The sequence below is a fragment of the Proteus sp. G2626 genome (assembly GCF_009915985.1).
Taxonomy (GTDB): Bacteria; Pseudomonadota; Gammaproteobacteria; order Enterobacterales; family Enterobacteriaceae; genus Proteus; species Proteus vulgaris.
Genome location: NZ_JAABNH010000009.1, coordinates 385,428 through 403,301, shown reverse-complemented (window position 1 = coordinate 403,301; position 17,874 = coordinate 385,428). Strand labels below are relative to the sequence as shown.

The window sequence follows — 17,874 nt, the reverse complement described above, 5'->3', positions numbered from 1 at the left end:
ATTATGCTCAAACCAACTCTTTGCGTTGGTTTGAAGGCGGGATGGATAATGACTCTCTATATTTCGCAACAGTACGTCGAGCAACTTGTATGCCAAGCTCTGCGAGCATATCAGCCAGTTTACTATCACTCAGTGGTTTCGCTGGGTTTTCTGCTGCGATTAGTTTCTTCACTAAAGCCCTGATTGCTGTTGAAGAGGCTTCGCCTCCGCTATCAGTATTCACATGGCTAGAGAAAAAATACTTCAATTCGAAAATTCCTCTCGGGCAATGCAAAAATTTTTGCGTTGTCACTCGAGAAATGGTGGATTCGTGCATTTCAACCTGTTCAGCGATATCCGCTAACACAAGGGGTTTCATATGCTCTTCACCCAATTCGAAAAACGCCTGCTGTGTGTCAACAATGCAATGAGCGACTTTTAATAATGTCTCATTACGGCTTTCTAAACTTTTTATCAGCCATTTAGCTTCTTGTAAATTGTCACGAATAAATTTTCCATCGCTCTCATTTTGGGTCGATTGACCCAATGCAGCATAGGTTTCATTTATGCGTAGGCGAGGAATGCTATCTGTATTTAACTCAACTTGCCAGCGTTCACCTGATTTTTTTACCAGTATATCTGGGATAACATACTCTGACTCGCCAGCATCAATACTTAATCCAGGTTTAGGATCAAGTGATTGAATTATCTCAATAACCGATTTTAATGTTTCTTCACGTAACTTTGTTTGACGCATCAATTGGCGGAAGTCGCGATTGCCTAATAATTCTAAATGTTGGCTAATGACCAACTGCGTTTCTTTAAGATAAGGCGTATCTGTTGAAAAAGCCGAAAGTTGGATCAAAAGACACTCTTTTAAATCGCGTGCAGCAACACCAATAGGATCAAAGCGTTGAATACGTTTTAATACGGCTTCAACTTCATCAAGCTCTATCTCATCATCGCCCATTCCAAGTAGGATGTCATCTGTTGTAACAGTTAAATATCCTGTTTCATCAACCGCATCGATAATACTTATAGCAATGGCCCTATCAGTTTCTGTAAACGGAGTGAGATCCGCCTGCCAAGTCAGATAATCTTGCAAGGAAACAGTTGTTTCACCTTGATACAGTGGAAGTTCATCATCTCTATAATCATTACTGGTGCCAGAAGGTGTGCCTGCGGTGTAGATCTCTTCCCATTGTGTGTCTAAAGGGAGATCGTCGGGCATCTCTTTTTGCTCTAAAGCATCCAGCGTATCAAACTCTTCAACCTGGTTATCGTTAGTTTTTTCTGTTATTGAGTCAGATTGATTATCGGTATGAGAAGTTTCATCTGAAAGGGGATCGGATTGCTCGTCGTCTTGTTCTAGAAGAGGATTGGATTCAAGCGCTTGCTGAATTTCTTGTTGTAATTCAAGCGTCGAAAGTTGCAACAAACGAATAGCCTGTTGTAGCTGAGGCGTCATAGCCAATTGCTGACTGAGACGAAGTTGCAGACTTTGTTTCATAATAATGCGATGAGTCCTTGGCTGTTGTCATCCATGACAGAGTAAAAGTGAATCTAGGATTACAGGCGGAAGCCTTCACCTAAGTAAACACGTTTAACTTGCTCATTTTCAAGAATTTCTTCTGGTGAACCATGAGCGATAAGGTGACCTTGGCTGACAATATAGGCGCGTTCACACACATCTAATGTTTCACGAACATTATGGTCAGTAATCAGTACACCTAATCCATAATCACGTAGATGTTGGATTATCTTTTTAATGTCTAAGACTGAAATTGGATCAACACCCGCAAAAGGTTCATCTAATAAAATAAATTTAGGATTTGCTGCTAATGCGCGTGCAATTTCAACTCGACGGCGTTCGCCCCCTGATAATGATTGCCCTAGGCTGTTACGCAAATGGCTGACATTGAACTCTTCTAAAAGCTCTTCTGCACGATCTTTTCGTTGCTCTGGTGTTAAATCATGGCGAATTTCTAAAATTCCCATAATGTTGTCATAAACACTTAACCGTCTAAAAATAGAGGCCTCTTGGGGCAGATAGCCTATGCCTTTACGCGCACGTTCATGTAACGGTAACAGAGTGATGTCTTCATCATCAATAGTAATACTACCTGCATCACGAGCGACAATGCCGACAACCATATAGAATGTGGTTGTTTTACCGGCACCATTTGGGCCAAGTAAACCAACAATTTCACCTGAATTAACATTCAGACTAACATTACCGACGACGGTGCGCCCTTTGTATGCTTTTGCTAAATTTTCAGCTTTTAACAGCGCCATAAAGTGTTACTTACCTTTGTTGTTAACACCAGGACCTTTCTCTTGCAACTGTGAAGGCAGTAAAACAGTGGTAACTTGTTTACCTTTACCACTAAATGCTTCCATTTGCTGAGTTGGGACGAGATAAGTGATTTTATCACCAGTGATATTACTGTCTAATTGTTCAAGATAGGCTTTACCCGTTAAGGTCATTAATTCTTTATCCATTTCATAGGTCATTTTTTCGCCACGACCTTTGATTGGTTTGCCATCATCTTGTAACTGATAAAAAGTCACAGGATTACCAAATGCTTCTATGACGATTTTTTTTGAGTCACCACCTGGGCGTGTGACTATGACTTTATCAGCACGGATATCGATAGAACCTTGTTTAATCACAACATTTTGTGTGAATGTCGTGACGTTTTTTTCCAGGTCAAGTGACTGCTTTTCTGAATTGACAACAATAGGTTGTTGCGTGTCATCTTTAAGCGCCATCGCAGGTACACTTATTGCTAATAATGTACCGATAATCAGTGTATTACGGATTTTTTGATTCATTAGGGATCTCATAATAGGTGTTTACCTTTTCAATCAGCTCTGCGCGTTTCTCACGCAGATTGCCTCGCATTTTTAAGCCGACTGATTTCAGTCCGACGCCGATAATAGTCACTTCATCATCAGAGGAAACATCCTGTGTGTCCAAATTTGCGACAGCATTATCAGTGCTTATTCTCTGTAATTGAGAATCGTCACTTAAACTATCAATCTGAACATCGCCATAAAGGTAGAGCATTTTACTGTTCGTAAGCTTGGCTTTATTGGCGCGTACGGTCCATGTTGCATCCCCTGTCGGCGAATAAGTGGTTAAGACAGGATTAGTAAACCATGTAAACTTCTGCTGAGCATAGTTTTTGACATCATCAGCAACGAGTTTATATCCAAGTATACCTGTTGGCTCATAAACAAAAGATATCGATGATTTGGATTGATAAGTTGGTTGACCATCATCAACAATCTCACCATCACCGAATTCAGTGTTGTTAGTATAGTTCCAGCCAATTAGCCCAAGGGCGATAATTGCAAGAATTAAGGTAAACCAGGATTTTAATTTATTCATTCTGTGTCGTTATATGTTAAATCGAAAGACCTTTAGCTTCATCAAGCCGACCTTGAGCTAAAAGGATTAAATCACATAATTCTCGTACTGCGCCACGCCCTCCCGCAATGCGAGTGACGTAATTAGCACGAGGTGTAAGTAATGGATGCGCATCAGCCACAGCGACAGAAAGTCCCACTTTTTCCATTACAGGTAAATCAATCAGGTCGTCGCCAATATAGGCTGTTTGTTCAGGTTTAAGGTTTAGTGTATCTAACAGTTGTTGATACGCCAAAAGCTTATTATGCTGACCTTGGTAAAGATATGTAATGCCAAGGGTTTTAGCACGATCTTCTAACAGTTTAGACTGACGGCCTGTAATGATAGCAACCTCAATGCCTGATGTAAGCAAACAACGAAGGCCATATCCATCACGCACATTAAAGGCTTTTAGCTCTTCGCCATTATTGCCCATGTAAATGAGTCCGTCTGACATCACACCATCTACGTCACAAATCAGCAATTGGATTTTTTCTGCTTTTTTGATGACATGTTCGCTTACTGCACCATAACAAGTTTCTATCATTATATTCATTTTTATCCTTCAAACGTTATGACTAGCTTATACAACACCGGCTTGTAATAGATCATGCATATGTAAAACACCTAACAGGATATCACTATCTTGTTCTGTGACTAACAGTGAGGTGATATGTTTTGCTTGCATTAAATTTAGCGCTTCAACGGCTAGACAATCAGGACGAATACGAATGCCTCCTTTTGTCATAACATCCGAAATTTTGGCATTGTTAAGGTCAATTCCTAAATCAAATATGCGTCGTAAGTCACCGTCAGTGAAGATACCGTTAATCAACATACTATCATCGCAGATCACCGTCATACCTAATTTTTTACGGGTAATCTCGACAAGTGCTTCACGTAAAGTCGCCTCTTTAGTGACACGAGGAATATCCGTATCTCTGTTCATTAGATCACTCACATGAAGGAGTAATTTACGACCTAATGCACCTCCTGGATGGGAAAGCGCAAAATCTTCTGCAGTAAAACCGCGAGCACGTAAAAGTGCGATAGCCAGTGCATCACCCATCACTAATGTTGCTGTTGTACTGGTTGTGGGTGCAAGCCCTAGAGGGCAAGCTTCTTTGGGAACTTTAATACAAAGATGAATATCAGACGCTTTCCCCATTGTACTTTGAGGAGTGCGTGTCATACAAATCAGTGTTATCTGTTTGCGTTTCAGAACCGGAATAAGGGCGAGGATCTCACTGGCTTCACCGGAGTTTGAAATCGCCAGAACAATATCTTTTTCTGTTACCATGCCTAAATCGCCATGACTAGCTTCACCAGGATGAACAAAAAAAGAAGGTGTGCCGGTGCTGGCAAAAGTCGCAGCAATTTTATGCCCAATATGGCCAGATTTACCCATACCCATCACAATCACTCGACCTTGGCAGTGAAAAATTTTTTCACAGGCAAGAGTGAAGTCATCATTGATATATTGTTCTAGTTCAGCTAACCCATCACGTTCAATATGAAGGACTTTTTTACCTGCTTGCTGAAAATCAAACTCGGTCATTTTTTTGTACCATTTATTTTAGGTTAAGAGAGAATGTGCAACGCACAACACCGTAATATAAACAATAAAGCAAACTAATAAGAATACCCCTTTTCCTCGATTAAGGCGTTGTTTTCGCCCTAAGGAAAAGACAGAAAACAGTAAACTCGCGACACCAAGAACAGCAAAGCTAAAATAAAATGCGTTGATATTAAAGGTGCTTGGCGAGAGTAATGCAGGCATACCTAACACAAAGGTTAGATTGAAAATATTAGCACCTATAATATTTCCTAATGCTAATTCATTCTCACGCCTTAGAGCAGCCACAATGGTTGTAGCGAGTTCTGGTAGGCTTGTTCCAATAGATAGCAAGGTTAAGCCAACAAAAAAGCCACTAAGATGATACTGTTGCATTAGAATAAAGACATTATCTAATATCATTTGAGTGGCAACTGGAATAATCAGTAAAGCGATGACAACCCAAAAAAGAGCAACGGAATTACGAGGATTTGTCTGTAATTCAAAGCGGGTTAAGGTTTCTAAAGGTAATATATGACGCTCTTGCGTGAGTGTTCCATGCATGGTTTTTATCATGAGGAAAATAGATGCAAAACCAATAAAAAACAGTAACGTACCTTCTCTAAGTCCGAGGTTTCCACGTGATAAAATAATTCCCACAAGCATGATGACGATAATCATCAATGGAAGCTCTTTTTTCAGTACCGCAGATTGTATGTTCATGGGATATATCATCGCCCCAATGCCTGCGATAAGAAGAAGATTGGTGAGCGTAGAACCAATTGCTGTACCAATAGCAATGTCTGGTAAATTATGGATAGAGGCATCAGTAGAAACAAAAAGCTCGGGTAATGATGTACCAGTGCCTACAATTAAAATACCGATAACGGCGGGTGGAATTTTTAACGATTGCGCAAAAACGCTCGCACCATAGACTAACCGGTCTGATGCATAAACAAGTAGCATCAATCCAAAAATTAAAAGAGACAAAGTAATCAACATGCCATCAGTTTTCCGACAATGAGCAAGTAAAGAAAGAAAAAACCAATAAGACAGGGCTGATAAAAAAACATATTGTCAAAAGGTTTTGCTAATTCACCGTATTTTGACTAGCCAAGCACGAAAAGTAAAATTAACCGTGCAATAAATTGCTAAATAGTGGTGATTTCTTTGTAACATAACGAATGACCTGCCAAAATAGCGTAAAAATTTGTTTATGCAGACAGGCTTGAGGATGTTTTATTCATGAACGCACAATCTGACAATCTTATTGAAGTGCGCAATATGAACTTCACTCGTGGTAACAGGAAGATCTTTTCTGAGATTAACCTTGTTGTACCTAGAGGGAAAGTGACGGCAATTATGGGGCCTTCTGGGATTGGTAAAACAACCTTGTTACGCCTGATGGGAGGACAAATCCTTCCAGATAGTGGTGAAATTTGGTTTGATGGCGATAATATCCCAGCGCTATCACGTTCTGCGTTGTATCACGCAAGAAAGAAAATGAGTATGCTTTTTCAATCAGGGGCTCTTTTCACTGATATGAATGTATTTGAAAATGTGGCCTTTCCGCTAAGAGAGCATACAAATTTACCTGAAGCGCTTATACGTACAACAGTGATGATGAAGCTCGAAGCAGTCGGTTTACGTGGTGCAGCAAGTTTAATGCCTTCTGAATTATCAGGCGGTATGGCTCGAAGAGCTGCATTAGCGAGAGCGATTGCGCTTGATCCTGAATTAATCATGTTTGATGAACCTTTTGTTGGGCAAGATCCTATCACAATGGGTGTACTTGTTAAGTTAATTGATGAGTTAAATCATGCTTTGGGGGTGACGTGTGTTGTGGTTTCCCACGATGTGCCTGAGGTGCTAAGCATTGCTGATTACGCCTATATTGTTGCAGAACAGAAAGTAATTGCTCAAGGCAGTGCAAAAGAACTCCAGGACAACCCAGATAGGCAAGTCAGGCAGTTTTTAGATGGAATTGCTGATGGTCCTGTCCCTTTCCGTTTTCCTGCGGGAGATTATCAGGACGACCTATTAGGACGAGGAAATTAGTACGTGGTAAATTTATTAGCTCGTATTGGCGCTAGATCGTTAGCAATTTTTGCGACATTCGGTAGAGCAGGCATTATGCTCTTTCGAGCATTAGTCGGCAAACCAGAATTCCGTAAACAGTGGCCTCTTTTGATGAAGCAACTGTATAACGTTGGCGTTCAATCCTTATTAATTATCATGGTGTCTGGTCTATTTATTGGCATGGTGTTGGGATTACAAGGTTATCTTGTTTTAACAACCTTTAGTGCTGAAGCGAGCCTTGGCATGATGGTGGCTCTCTCATTGTTACGAGAATTGGGCCCTGTGGTAACAGCATTATTATTTGCAGGTAGAGCAGGTTCTGCATTAACAGCGGAAATCGGTTTAATGAAAGCCACAGAACAAATTTCCAGTTTAGAAATGATGGCAGTCGATCCTTTACGGCGCGTAGTTGCCCCCCGTTTTTGGGCCGGTTTAATTAGTATGCCATTACTTTCACTTATTTTTGTTGCCATCGGTATTTGGGGTGGTGCCATTGTTGGTGTGGATTGGAAAGGGATCGATGAAGGCTTTTTCTGGGCATCTATGCAAGGTGCCGTTGAATGGCGATTAGATTTAGTGAATTGCTTTATTAAGAGTGTCGTTTTTGCCATTACCGTCACTTGGATAGCGCTCTTTAACGGGTATGACGCAATCCCAACATCAGAAGGGATTAGCAGAGCAACAACACGTACTGTTGTTCATTCATCGTTAGCCGTATTGGGTTTAGATTTTGTGCTAACAGCACTGATGTTTGGGAACTAAGTCATGCAAAGTAAAAAAATTGAAGTTTGGGTTGGTCTATTTGTTCTGATTTCGTTAGCTGCCGTGATTTTCTTATGCCTGAAAGTGGCAGATATTAAAGAAATGGGCAATCAACCAACTTACCGTATTTATGCTAGTTTCGGTAATATTGGTGGATTAAAAGAGCGTTCCCCGATTAAGATTGGTGGTGTGGTGATTGGTCGCGTTGCTTCTATTACCTTAAAAGAAGAAGAGGAAGGAAATTATCGTCCTGAAGTTGCGCTCGATATTTTGAAAATTTATGACCATATTCCAGAAAGCAGTTCCTTGTCTATCCGTACATCAGGCTTATTAGGCGAGCAGTTCCTCGCATTGAATTTAGGATTCTATGATGAAGAGTTAGGTTCTACGCTGTTAAAAGAGGGCGGAAGGATCACAAACACGAATTCAGCTATGGTGTTAGAGGATCTTATCGGTCAATTCCTTTATAAAACAGGGGATGGTGATGGTTCAGCAAAATCTGAATCTGAACCTACGGAAGAACATCCAGTATTACCTTAATCATTAATTCTTATAGGATGTATTCATATATTTAATTAGGTAATTCATCCTATTATTAAAACCCTATTGAGGAGAAGCGAAAGTATGTTTAAACGCTTATTAATGGTCGCACTGTTAGTCATCACACCTTTTGCGATGGCTGTAGATAAAACCAATCCATACACACTGATGGAAGATGCTGCACAAAAAACGTTTACTAAATTAAAAAATGAACAGCCTGAAATTCGTAAAAATCCTGAAGTTTTACGTCAAATTGTTCAACAAGAATTGTTGCCTTATGTACAAATTAAATATGCAGGTGCATTAGTCTTAGGCCCTCATTACCGTACTGCAACACCTGCTCAACGCGATGCGTATTTTACGGCATTTGAAGCGTATCTTGCTCAAGTGTATGGTCAAGCATTAGCAATGTATGAAGGGCAAGAATACCGTATTGAACCGGCAAAACCGTTCGCAGATAAAACAAACCTCACCATTCGCGTTACCATTATTGATAAAAATGGTCGTCCACCTGTTCGCCTTGACTTCCAATGGCGTAAAAATAGTAAAACAGGTGAATGGCAAGCTTATGACATGATTGCAGAAGGCGTTAGCATGATCACGACAAAACAAAATGAGTGGTCAGATATTTTAAATTCTAAAGGTGTTGATGGTTTAACAAAACAGTTAGAAATCAGTGCAAAAACACCAATCACACTGGATGAGAAAAAATAGGATGTCATCCTCGTTAAATTGGGAAAAAAAGGACGATATCCTTTTTTTCCAAGGAACGTTAGATCGCGAAACGTTATTACCTGCTTGGCAACAACGTAAAGCATTATTAGCCGATATCAATATTATTGATATTTCGGCATTGAGTCATATTGATTCAACAGGATTGGCTCTTTTTGTTCACCTAAAAGCTGAGATGGAAGCACAACATCGTCAATTTATTATTCAAGGGGTGAGTGAGCGTTTTCAAACGCTGATCACTCTCTATGATCTTGATGAAATTATGAATATTGCCTAAGACTGGTTTTAAGTAAAAGTAATTAAAAAGCCCCCTTCGTGATACTTTTATCATTAAGGGGGTTTTTGATGGTTTAAGAGTAGGGCGGATTCCATTAGGATAGACGACTGATTATTATTTTTAACGTTGAGATTGAGCAATTATGGATACAAATGAAATCAAACAAGTATTAATGGACAGCCTGTCTTTAGATGAAGTCATCGTTAACGGTGATGGCAGTCATTTTCAAGTTGTCGTTGTTGGCGCCATGTTTGAGGGAATGAGCAGAGTAAAACAACAACAAACCATTTATGCCCCTTTGATGGAATATATTGCAGATAACCGTATTCACGCTTTGTCTATTAAAGCCTACACACCTGAAGAGTGGAAGAGGGATCGTAAACTTAACGGGCTTTGATTCAGTAGGTATACAGCGTACAGCAAAATAAAAAGAGAGTTCTACAGATGGATAAATTTAGAGTACAAGGACCAACCTGTTTATCAGGTGAGGTCACTATTTCAGGCGCGAAAAACGCTGCATTACCAATCCTGTTCGCTGCGATCCTTGCCGAAGAGCCAGTAGAATTAACCAATGTTCCTAAGTTAAAAGATATTGATACGACGATTAAATTACTTAATCGCTTAGGAACGCATGTTGAACGTAATGGCTCTGTTTTCGTTGATGCTCGTAATATCAATGAGTTTTGCGCACCTTACGAGCTAGTCAAAACCATGCGTGCTTCTATTTGGGCATTAGGCCCATTAGTGGCACGTTTTGGTCAAGGCCAGGTTTCTTTACCCGGCGGTTGTGCCATTGGCGCTCGCCCTGTTGATCTTCATATTACAGGTTTAGAGCAATTAGGTGCTGAAATCACGCTTGATGAAGGTTATGTAAAAGCTCGCGTTGATGGGCGACTAAAAGGCGCGCATATTGTTATGGATAAAGTGAGCGTGGGTGCCACCATCACTATTATGACAGCGGCAGTGTTAGCTGAAGGTAAAACCATTATTGAGAACGCGGCAAGAGAGCCTGAAATTGAAGATACCGCAAACTTCCTCAATACATTAGGCGCTAAAATCAGTGGTGCGGGTACAGATAGTATTACTATCGAAGGCGTAGAGCGCCTCGGCGGTGGTACTTATCAAATTCTACCTGATCGTATTGAAACGGGGACTTTCTTAGTTGCCGCAGCTGTTTCTCGTGGTCGCGTTGTTTGTCGTAATGCAAAGCCAGATACATTAGATGCTGTGCTGGCGAAATTACGTGAAGCAGGGGCAGATATTGAGGTTGGCGAAGATTGGATCAGTCTTGATATGCATGGTCAACGCCCTAAAGCGGTAACTTTGCGCACAGCACCACATCCAGGGTTCCCGACTGATATGCAAGCGCAGTTTAGTCTTTTAAACTTAGTCGCTGAAGGCGCAGGAATGATAACCGAAACGATTTTTGAAAACCGTTTTATGCACATTCCTGAGTTAATTCGTATGGGGGCTCATGCTGAAATCGAAAGTAACACCGTGTTATGCCATGGTGTTGAAAAACTGTCGGGTGCACAAGTGATGGCAACGGATTTACGTGCTTCTGCAAGCTTAGTCCTTGCTGGGTGTATCGCTGAAGGCACAACCATTGTTGATCGTATTTATCATATCGATCGTGGTTATGAAAATATAGAAGCTAAATTACAAGGATTAGGGGCAAAAATAGAACGTTTGCGCGCTAATGACTAATTTATTTTAGTTAGCCCTTTTTAGTTATTTTAAACCATAGTGCTTTTGGGGCGCTATGGTTTTTTATTAGTTTAAATTAATTATAGGTTTTTAACTAAATTAACAGCATCGTTATTACTAATATTCTCACGAACATAATTTTTTATCATAACTCTATTTGATACAATAAGAGACGGCCATTTATTTTCCCATGCACGATAAGCATGCCAAGAATATCCTATGGAATAATCTTTAGCCATGTGATCCATTGAATGAGATACCGCTTTAAGATATATATCTTCTAATGGAGTACTTTTTATTTCAATGATAGTTGCAAGATAGATTAGCCAATTTGCTAAATGAACATATTGTTCCCAAGCACTATTTTCACTCGTTAGTTTTATTTTTTCCTGTATTATTTTCTCTATCATGTTCATGGTTTTTTTATCTGTCACTTTAGCACCAAAGGCAGCTAATGATATTATTATTTCATAAAAACTATTTTCTACTCTTAAGAATTTCTCAGAGAAGCTATGATTTCCATGTAATACTTTCTTTATATTTTTTATTGAACTTTCAACAGTTTTTTCTACTTCTATTATTTTTGAATTTAAATTTTCAAAAAAATCATGAATATTTAAATCATCAATAACTCTAATACCATAGCAATGAAAATAGTATTCTTTTAAGTAGGGTTCTATTTTCTTTCTAGATACTAAAAACATGGAAGAACCAATAACATTTTCTCGTGAGAAATTTTTGTACTCATTAATAATTGCTTTTAGGTTAGTATCTCCAAGAGAATAGCCTAATATAACAATTGTATTTTCATAAATCATAGAGCTTATTTTTTTAGAAAAATAAGAGTTGTAGTTTATAAATTTAAAATAATCATCAGAAGTAACAACCATATTACTCGGTGAATCAATAGAACCATGTACGTGATAAATTTTTATTTTTGAAGACGATTTTGGAATTGGTAATCCAGGAGCAAGGGATTGGCAATGATCAATTGAAAGCATATTTTCAATCAATTTATCATAGTTTGTTGTTATTATTCTCAGAGAATTATTTTCCAAGAATTCTTCTATAGGTTCGTTATTTTTAGATAATTTGATATCTTTTATAATTTCTGCAATTTTCTCATGTAAATTTTTATCTCTTTTTTGATATTCAATATAAATAACTTGAGCCGCTTCCTCTAAACTTAATGGATTTTTACCATTATCAGGGAATAAAGATTGTTTTATCTTTTCTAAACCACTCAATTCATCACAGACTTTCTCAAGTAATTCTTGCCAACTAGGTACTTTATTTTTTGTTAATGCCTTTGAAAATCCAGTACCTGTAAACAAACATAGTCGATTAGTCACTGCTGAATAGGCTATTTCATATATTTCATTCATTTTTCTTGCCCCATTTTTTGTAATATAGGTAAGTTAAATCATCTAACTTGAAATTAATAAAATCACTACTATTCATTTTTACTGGTGGTAATTCACTGAATATAAATAAGTAGAGGGGTTGTGCTGGTTTAGAAAAAGCGATCTTATCTAGTTCTTGTCGAGATGTTCTCTTATATTCCGAACTATCGACAAGTCTCTCAGTAATAAAAAATGTTGGCTTACATTTTAAATTACCTGCTCGCATTTCATTATTAAAACGAACAAGGTAATAATTATCTATCCGTTTAATCCATGCCTTACCGAAGTACACTCGAGGCTCATCGACATACTCACTGAGATCTTTTTTATCATTAACATGAATGAAGAAGTCTCTTAAATGAATTTTTCCTTCAGCAGTATTTAGAAAGAAATTTTCTTTATTAATGAAAGCCTTAACTAGTCCAGATAAACGCTTTCTTGCATGGCGTGTTTTATTTATATTTTCTTCATCAACATCCTTTCTTTTTAAGCGTTTTTTTATACTATTCTCTTCTTCTGTGACAGGTATATCATGAATTTTAGTTTTATAAGGAGATGAGAGATCAAGTTCAACAGTATCATCTAGAATAAAAGGGAGTGCTTCAGGATCTTCATGTGTTTTCTTTATTTTACGAAATTCACTTTCTTCACTAATTCCTATTTTGCAGGCATCACTGTGTTCAGAAACAAATTTAAAATAAGGGATCCTTTTTCGTAATCGACTAGGTTTATCAAGATTGGCACATGTTACTTGGGCGTGACAATCAGGTTCAGTACATTCAAAAAGATGTTTTGATGTTATTCTGTTTTCTGAGAATAATTTATCGGCTTCTTCTGCTGTGATATCTCTATTTAATTCAAGACTTTTAGCTAATTCTATTTTCATTGAATGCCTCTTTTATACTTTCTTAAATAATACATATCACAGGGTTTCTAAAATTTCTTCTGGGGAGTTTAGATTTGTGCTCTATGTGATAATAAATAACTATTTAGGACTATTAACCTATAAGATAGACAAGAGAAATATAATAATTATCTATTATTTCTTTCATTATAATGTGACGTGTTTATTATTTTTAATGGTAGCAATCAGATGATTCATAAGGTATTTCTTTCGTAGCAAGATACAGTAAGAAAAATAAACTTGTGCTGGATAAATCCCTATGAGCTAAAAGAAAGGAACAAGTATGCAAGTAACAAGGAAACAAGAGCGTCTTATTCGCCAAGCATTGAATGAGTGGCAACAATCTGGTGAGATTTCAGAACAAGCACATCGACAGCTCGAAAGTACATTACAATGTATCCCATTTGATTGGAAAAGAGTGAGCCGTTACGCGTTTTGGATAGCAATTGTGTGCTTGATGATTGCTGTTGGCAGTGTCTTTAGTGATAGTGCATTAGTTTATTATCTTATTGAGCTTTTTAGTATTTCTGAAATTATGAGAGTCATATCGCCAGCGCTTATTGCTTCAGTACTCTATTTTTGGGGATTTAAGCGCCAACGTAAAGAAACACAATGGCATTACAGTACTGAATTTATTCTTTTTTTAGGTGTGATGTTTACTGCTATTTTTCTTTGGCAACTTGGTGAATTACTGGATACAGGAAGTGGCCACATTGCACCTCTTTTCTTAATAGGTTGTGTGATTTATGGTGTGATTGGTTTTATAAGCCGTTCATCGTTGGTGTGGTTATTTTTCTTATTGATGTTAGGGAATTGGTTTGGCGCTGAAACGGGGTATATGTCAGGATGGGGCGCTTATTGGTTAGGGATGAACTATCCTATCCGCTTTGTCTTTTTTGGTGCTGTATTACTAGCAGGATGCTATTTTCTGCAAAATGTATTGGTGTATCGTCGCTTGTTTACGATGACAAAAATAATGGGACTTACTTATCTCTTTATTGCGTTATGGATAATGTCTATTTTCGGCAATTACGATCCTGATACTTGGTATCGTACTTCAAGTGTGAATTTGTTACCTTGGGCACTGTTATTTGGTGTTGTTTCCGTTATTTGTATCTATATCAGTCTTAAAACCGATGATGGCATGTTAAGAGGTTTTGGCCTGACATTCCTTGGTATTAACCTTTATACACGTTTTTTTGAATATTTCTGGGATAGCTTACACAGTGCGATTTTCTTCTTTATTTTAGCTATTTCACTGATTTTAATTGGACGAAAAGCTGAAAAAATTTGGCATACTGTTGAAAATAATTTGCTCACGAGCAAATCGAATAAAAGCGAATAAAACGTCGCTTTATTTGTTGTTGCTATAGGAGATTACTTTGATAGAGAAACGCAGTTGTCACCTTCCACTCGAAGTGAGTTGTGTTGCTTGTCATTATTTTGTCTTTAAAGATAAAGATGAGGCATTTTTTGAGATCTGCCCAGTTTGTGGTTGGCAAAATGATGGTACTAAAGAAGGAGAATATAGCGGTTGTAATCACAGCACGTTAGATGATTATCGTAAGACAGAAAGCTTTCAAGAAAGTTGCTTACAAAGTGCGACGTTTTATATGAAATCTCCCTATTAGCGGGTTATAGGGAGATTATGTGTGAGTTACGATTCTGGTTGATATTCAGAAATAGTCACATCAACATTGAGTTCATTACCCTCACGTAATAACGTAACAGGTAATACTGTGCCGGGACGGGTTTCTGCAATATAGTCCATCATTTCCATGGCAGAAGTGGCGGGAGCATGGTTGATGCTAAGAATAATATCACCTGTTTTTATACCCGCTTTATCTGCTGGACTATTGGGGGAAATCCGAAAAATACGTAGCCCTTGGATTTGTTTAATGTCTGTATTTGATGAGCGAATTCTGGGTAATTCTTTTGCTGTTATACCAATAAAACCTCGAATAACACGACCATCACGAATAAGTTTATTCATGATTTTTACAGCCAATTCGGTTGGAATAGCAAAGCCTAAGCCTTCAGCACTTGGGCGATATCCATTGTAGGTTCCTGAGTCAAACGTCATGGTATTAATACCCACAAGTTCGCCCTCTGTATTAATAAGTGCTCCACCTGAGTTGCCTTCATTAATTGAGGCGTCTGTTTGTAGAAAGTTTTGGTAACGTGTTGGGCTTAACCCCACTCGGCCTGTTGCACTAATTATCCCTTGGGTAATTGTTTGTCCAATATTAAATGGATTACCAATTGCGAGTACAACATCACCAACATGAGAAATTCGTTTACTGTTAATAGGGATTATTGGGAGTTTATCAGCATCAATTTTTAATACGGCCAGATCAGTTAAAGGATCGGAGCCAACTAGTGAACCTTCATAAAGATCACCATTTTGTAATGCGACAATAATCTGATCAGCATTATTAATAACATGTTGATTTGTCAGAATATAGCCTCGCCCATCCATGATAACGCCTGCGCCTAAAGAGGTCAGTTCACGGCCTTCTTGAGAAAAGCTTCCCATCGTACTGCTATAAACATTGACGACCGCAGGTGCTGCACGTCGTACTGCTGTGTTGTAGCTAAAAGGAGCATTAAGAAAATCACCATTGAGTAGGTGTTCAATAAAAATAGGGCGAATCGAAGGGACTGCAATCAAAAGAATTGCTGCTGTTAAGAGGCCAATCAATGTCGATCGCAGTAACTTAGTTAACATAAAAATCCTGTATTTATGTCTGACCATGAGATTATTTGCGTAAGGAAGATGAGAATAGCATAGTTTAACTTATGAAAGCATTGCTTAGCGCATAAAATCCTCTTTTAAGCCAATGGCTCTTATTGAAAATGCACATAAAAAAAAGCCCTATAATCAAAAATATAGGGCTAAGGAAATCAATAAATTAGATAGGTGAAAAGCTTACTTCTTAACGCGGTGTATTACGTAACAGCAGATAAATTTCATCATTACCACGCTGAATGTTTAATGCCAGAACGGGAGGTTTAGCATCAATGGCTTTACGTAAATCGCCTAATGATGCAATTGGGGTGTTATTGATACCAATAATCAGGTCGCCTTTCTGTAAACCAGATGCAGCCGCTGCTGAATCTTTTTCTACCGAATCGACGGAAACTGCTTTCACTTTTTTGTTTAAGTAATTACTTAATGTGGCACCTTGTAGTGCAGGAGAAAAGTTGTCTGCGCGTGTTGCATCAGCAGATTGTTTCTCTAATGTCACTTTAACATCCATTGGTTTACCTTGACGGATTAAGCCAATCAGGATTTCCTTACCCGGAGGGGTTGTACCGACTTTAGCTCTTAACTCAGCGAAGCTATTGATTCGTTTTCCATCAACAGAAATTAAAACGTCACCGGGTTTAATACCTGCTTTTGCTGCGGAGGAGTCAGGTAAAACTTCACTAACGAAAGCACCACGTTGTGCATCAATATTAAAGGATTTCGCTAAATCAGAATTCATTTCTGTACCGCGAATACCTAAGATGCCACGTTTAACTTCGCCATGAGAAATAAGCTGTTGGCTAAGATCACGAGCCATATTACTAGGGATAGCAAAGCCAATACCAATATTACCGCCTCCAGGTGCAAGAATGGCTGTATTAATTCCGATTAATTCACCATTTAAGTTAACTAACGCACCACCAGAGTTACCTCGGTTGATAGAAGCATCTGTTTGAATAAAGTTCTCTAAACCTTCAAGGTTTAAGCCACTACGGCCTAAGGCGGAAATAATACCAGATGTTGCTGTTTGACCTAAACCGAATGGGTTACCGACGGCAACAGCAAAGTCACCAACACGCAATTGGTCTGAGTCTGCCATTTTGATCGCCGTTAAATTGGTCGGTTTTTCAATTTGCAGTAAGGCGATATCTGTTTGTGGATCGCTCCCAATTAATTTTGCGTTAAATTCGCGACCATCATTAATTTGCAGTTGAATTTTATCTGCACCCTCAACAACATGATTATTCGTTAAGACATAACCTTTTTGTGCATCAATAATGACGCCTGAGCCTAGGCCTTCAAAAGGGCGAATGCTCTGTTGTTGTGATGGAAAATTAGGGCCAAAGAAGAATTTAAACTCTTCTGGCACTTGTTGGTTTTGTACCCGTGTCCCTGAAACATGCACACTGACAACGGCTGGTAGCACTTTTTCTAACATAGGTGCAAGGCTTGGGAGTTGCTCTCCTGATGGCATTACAGCCGGTAATGCCGCCATGCTGGTGGCTGGGATGGTTGAGAGTGAAAGTCCGACACTCATTGCTAATGCACTAAGTAATAATTTTCTTTTTTTAGTCAACATGAATTAGAGTCTCTTGATACAGTTATCAAAATAAAATTTATTGCCCAAAATGAGCGCGATGTCACTAAGACCTGTACTGACAAAGGAAAGTTCATTAAGACATGATGTGCTTTGCTTCCTTTTACATGGATTTACAAGACAAAAGCTATCTTTAAAACCATAGCAAATAATCGCCTTTTTATGATGTTTAATCGAA

The 17,874-nt window shown here is 38.5% G+C and carries 20 protein-coding genes; 9 read left to right on the top strand and 11 right to left on the bottom strand.

The window, feature by feature from the left end; genetic code table 11:
- Positions 1–7: 7 nt before the first annotated feature.
- The 7 genes from rpoN to GWJ05_RS06140 are packed head-to-tail and all read right to left on the bottom strand — an operon-like array spanning position 8 to position 5,948.
- Complete coding sequence (gene rpoN / locus GWJ05_RS06170) at positions 8–1,489, bottom strand: RNA polymerase factor sigma-54 (protein ID WP_036933078.1); 1,482 nt, start codon at positions 1,487–1,489, stop codon at positions 8–10.
- A gap of 59 nt (positions 1,490–1,548) precedes the next feature.
- Complete coding sequence (gene lptB / locus GWJ05_RS06165) at positions 1,549–2,274, bottom strand: LPS export ABC transporter ATP-binding protein (protein ID WP_036933077.1); 726 nt, start codon at positions 2,272–2,274, stop codon at positions 1,549–1,551.
- Positions 2,275–2,280: 6 nt separating this feature from the next.
- Positions 2,281–2,814, bottom strand: coding sequence for a lipopolysaccharide ABC transporter substrate-binding protein LptA (lptA, locus tag GWJ05_RS06160; RefSeq protein ID WP_036933076.1), 534 nt, complete (start codon positions 2,812–2,814; stop codon positions 2,281–2,283).
- A complete protein-coding gene (lptC, locus tag GWJ05_RS06155) occupies positions 2,795–3,373 on the bottom strand; it encodes an LPS export ABC transporter periplasmic protein LptC (protein WP_036933075.1) in 579 nt (192 codons plus the stop codon). Before lptC ends, lptA begins: the two co-directional genes overlap by 20 nt.
- A 16-nt stretch (positions 3,374–3,389) precedes the next feature.
- On the bottom strand, positions 3,390–3,947 hold the full coding sequence (gene kdsC, locus GWJ05_RS06150) for a 3-deoxy-manno-octulosonate-8-phosphatase KdsC (protein ID WP_036933074.1): 558 nt from the start codon (positions 3,945–3,947) through the stop codon (positions 3,390–3,392).
- A 27-nt stretch (positions 3,948–3,974) separates the two neighbouring features.
- Complete coding sequence (gene kdsD, locus GWJ05_RS06145) at positions 3,975–4,949, bottom strand: arabinose-5-phosphate isomerase KdsD (protein ID WP_036933073.1); 975 nt, start codon at positions 4,947–4,949, stop codon at positions 3,975–3,977.
- Positions 4,950–4,967: 18 nt separating this feature from the next.
- Positions 4,968–5,948 (bottom strand): calcium/sodium antiporter, encoded by a 981-nt coding sequence (locus GWJ05_RS06140; protein WP_036933072.1) that lies wholly within the window; start codon positions 5,946–5,948, stop codon positions 4,968–4,970.
- Between the two features lie 243 nt (positions 5,949–6,191).
- Here GWJ05_RS06140 and mlaF point away from each other — a divergent pair, with 243 nt between their 5' ends.
- The 7 genes from mlaF to murA all read left to right on the top strand — a co-directional run bounded on the left by mlaF (position 6,192) and on the right by murA (position 11,043).
- On the top strand, positions 6,192–7,004 hold the full coding sequence (gene mlaF, locus GWJ05_RS06135; protein ID WP_036933070.1) for a phospholipid ABC transporter ATP-binding protein MlaF: 813 nt from the start codon (positions 6,192–6,194) through the stop codon (positions 7,002–7,004).
- Between the two features lie 3 nt (positions 7,005–7,007).
- The gene (mlaE, locus tag GWJ05_RS06130) at positions 7,008–7,787 is read left to right on the top strand and encodes a lipid asymmetry maintenance ABC transporter permease subunit MlaE (RefSeq protein ID WP_036933068.1); all 780 of its coding nucleotides are present in this window, start codon (positions 7,008–7,010) and stop codon (positions 7,785–7,787) included.
- Positions 7,788–7,790: 3 nt separating this feature from the next.
- Positions 7,791–8,327 (top strand): outer membrane lipid asymmetry maintenance protein MlaD, encoded by a 537-nt coding sequence (gene mlaD / locus GWJ05_RS06125; protein ID WP_036933066.1) that lies wholly within the window; start codon positions 7,791–7,793, stop codon positions 8,325–8,327.
- An 84-nt stretch (positions 8,328–8,411) separates the two neighbouring features.
- A complete protein-coding gene (mlaC, locus tag GWJ05_RS06120; RefSeq protein ID WP_036933065.1) occupies positions 8,412–9,041 on the top strand; it encodes a phospholipid-binding protein MlaC in 630 nt (209 codons plus the stop codon).
- A 1-nt stretch (position 9,042) separates the two neighbouring features.
- A complete protein-coding gene (gene mlaB, locus GWJ05_RS06115; RefSeq protein ID WP_087802915.1) occupies positions 9,043–9,336 on the top strand; it encodes a lipid asymmetry maintenance protein MlaB in 294 nt (97 codons plus the stop codon).
- A gap of 142 nt (positions 9,337–9,478) precedes the next feature.
- On the top strand, positions 9,479–9,733 hold the full coding sequence (gene ibaG, locus GWJ05_RS06110; RefSeq protein ID WP_006535338.1) for a BolA family iron metabolism protein IbaG: 255 nt from the start codon (positions 9,479–9,481) through the stop codon (positions 9,731–9,733).
- A 47-nt stretch (positions 9,734–9,780) separates the two neighbouring features.
- Complete coding sequence (gene murA / locus GWJ05_RS06105) at positions 9,781–11,043, top strand: UDP-N-acetylglucosamine 1-carboxyvinyltransferase (RefSeq protein ID WP_036933063.1); 1,263 nt, start codon at positions 9,781–9,783, stop codon at positions 11,041–11,043.
- A gap of 80 nt (positions 11,044–11,123) precedes the next feature.
- Here the strand turns inward: murA and GWJ05_RS06100 are convergent, their stop codons facing one another.
- Both GWJ05_RS06100 and GWJ05_RS06095 read right to left on the bottom strand, forming a co-directional pair.
- A complete protein-coding gene (locus tag GWJ05_RS06100) occupies positions 11,124–12,428 on the bottom strand; it encodes an SIR2 family protein (protein ID WP_036933062.1) in 1,305 nt (434 codons plus the stop codon).
- Positions 12,421–13,332, bottom strand: a complete 912-nt coding sequence (locus GWJ05_RS06095) for a hypothetical protein (protein ID WP_036933060.1) — start codon at positions 13,330–13,332, stop codon at positions 12,421–12,423. Before GWJ05_RS06095 ends, GWJ05_RS06100 begins: the two co-directional genes overlap by 8 nt.
- 301 nt (positions 13,333–13,633) lie before the next feature.
- On the opposite strand from GWJ05_RS06095, the gene GWJ05_RS06090 reads away from it, so the two are divergent.
- Together GWJ05_RS06090 and GWJ05_RS06085 are read left to right on the top strand one after the other, a co-directional pair.
- Entirely contained in the window at positions 13,634–14,695 is a 1,062-nt protein-coding gene (locus GWJ05_RS06090; RefSeq protein WP_036933058.1) for a hypothetical protein, read from the top strand.
- Between the two features lie 37 nt (positions 14,696–14,732).
- Positions 14,733–14,981 (top strand): CPCC family cysteine-rich protein, encoded by a 249-nt coding sequence (locus GWJ05_RS06085; RefSeq protein WP_036933057.1) that lies wholly within the window; start codon positions 14,733–14,735, stop codon positions 14,979–14,981.
- A gap of 26 nt (positions 14,982–15,007) precedes the next feature.
- Here GWJ05_RS06085 and degS read toward each other — a convergent pair whose 3' ends face one another.
- Both degS and degQ read right to left on the bottom strand, forming a co-directional pair.
- Positions 15,008–16,078, bottom strand: a complete 1,071-nt coding sequence (gene degS, locus GWJ05_RS06080; RefSeq protein ID WP_161681179.1) for an outer membrane-stress sensor serine endopeptidase DegS — start codon at positions 16,076–16,078, stop codon at positions 15,008–15,010.
- A gap of 208 nt (positions 16,079–16,286) precedes the next feature.
- Positions 16,287–17,678 carry a serine endoprotease DegQ gene (degQ, locus tag GWJ05_RS06075; protein WP_036933055.1) on the bottom strand — a complete coding sequence of 464 codons (1,392 nt, stop codon included), beginning with the start codon at positions 17,676–17,678 and terminating at the stop codon, positions 16,287–16,289.
- Positions 17,679–17,874 lie beyond the last annotated feature (196 nt).

Excerpts from the sequence above, each read along its gene's own strand:
- rpoN (WP_036933078.1), bottom strand. The coding sequence starts at position 1,489 with ATGAAACAAAGTCTGCAACTTCGTCTCAGTCAGCAATTGGCTATGACG.
- lptB (WP_036933077.1), bottom strand. The coding sequence starts at position 2,274 with ATGGCGCTGTTAAAAGCTGAAAATTTAGCAAAAGCATACAAAGGGCGC.
- lptA (WP_036933076.1), bottom strand. The coding sequence starts at position 2,814 with ATGAATCAAAAAATCCGTAATACACTGATTATCGGTACATTATTAGCA.
- lptC (WP_036933075.1), bottom strand. The coding sequence starts at position 3,373 with ATGAATAAATTAAAATCCTGGTTTACCTTAATTCTTGCAATTATCGCC.
- kdsC (WP_036933074.1), bottom strand. The coding sequence starts at position 3,947 with ATGAATATAATGATAGAAACTTGTTATGGTGCAGTAAGCGAACATGTC.
- kdsD (WP_036933073.1), bottom strand. The coding sequence starts at position 4,949 with ATGACCGAGTTTGATTTTCAGCAAGCAGGTAAAAAAGTCCTTCATATT.
- GWJ05_RS06140 (WP_036933072.1), bottom strand. The coding sequence starts at position 5,948 with ATGTTGATTACTTTGTCTCTTTTAATTTTTGGATTGATGCTACTTGTT.
- mlaF (WP_036933070.1), top strand. The coding sequence starts at position 6,192 with ATGAACGCACAATCTGACAATCTTATTGAAGTGCGCAATATGAACTTC.
- mlaD (WP_036933066.1), top strand. The coding sequence starts at position 7,791 with ATGCAAAGTAAAAAAATTGAAGTTTGGGTTGGTCTATTTGTTCTGATT.
- mlaC (WP_036933065.1), top strand. The coding sequence starts at position 8,412 with ATGTTTAAACGCTTATTAATGGTCGCACTGTTAGTCATCACACCTTTT.
- mlaB (WP_087802915.1), top strand. The coding sequence starts at position 9,043 with ATGTCATCCTCGTTAAATTGGGAAAAAAAGGACGATATCCTTTTTTTC.
- ibaG (WP_006535338.1), top strand. The coding sequence starts at position 9,479 with ATGGATACAAATGAAATCAAACAAGTATTAATGGACAGCCTGTCTTTA.
- murA (WP_036933063.1), top strand. The coding sequence starts at position 9,781 with ATGGATAAATTTAGAGTACAAGGACCAACCTGTTTATCAGGTGAGGTC.
- GWJ05_RS06100 (WP_036933062.1), bottom strand. The coding sequence starts at position 12,428 with ATGAATGAAATATATGAAATAGCCTATTCAGCAGTGACTAATCGACTA.
- GWJ05_RS06095 (WP_036933060.1), bottom strand. The coding sequence starts at position 13,332 with ATGAAAATAGAATTAGCTAAAAGTCTTGAATTAAATAGAGATATCACA.
- GWJ05_RS06090 (WP_036933058.1), top strand. The coding sequence starts at position 13,634 with ATGCAAGTAACAAGGAAACAAGAGCGTCTTATTCGCCAAGCATTGAAT.
- degS (WP_161681179.1), bottom strand. The coding sequence starts at position 16,078 with ATGTTAACTAAGTTACTGCGATCGACATTGATTGGCCTCTTAACAGCA.
- degQ (WP_036933055.1), bottom strand. The coding sequence starts at position 17,678 with ATGTTGACTAAAAAAAGAAAATTATTACTTAGTGCATTAGCAATGAGT.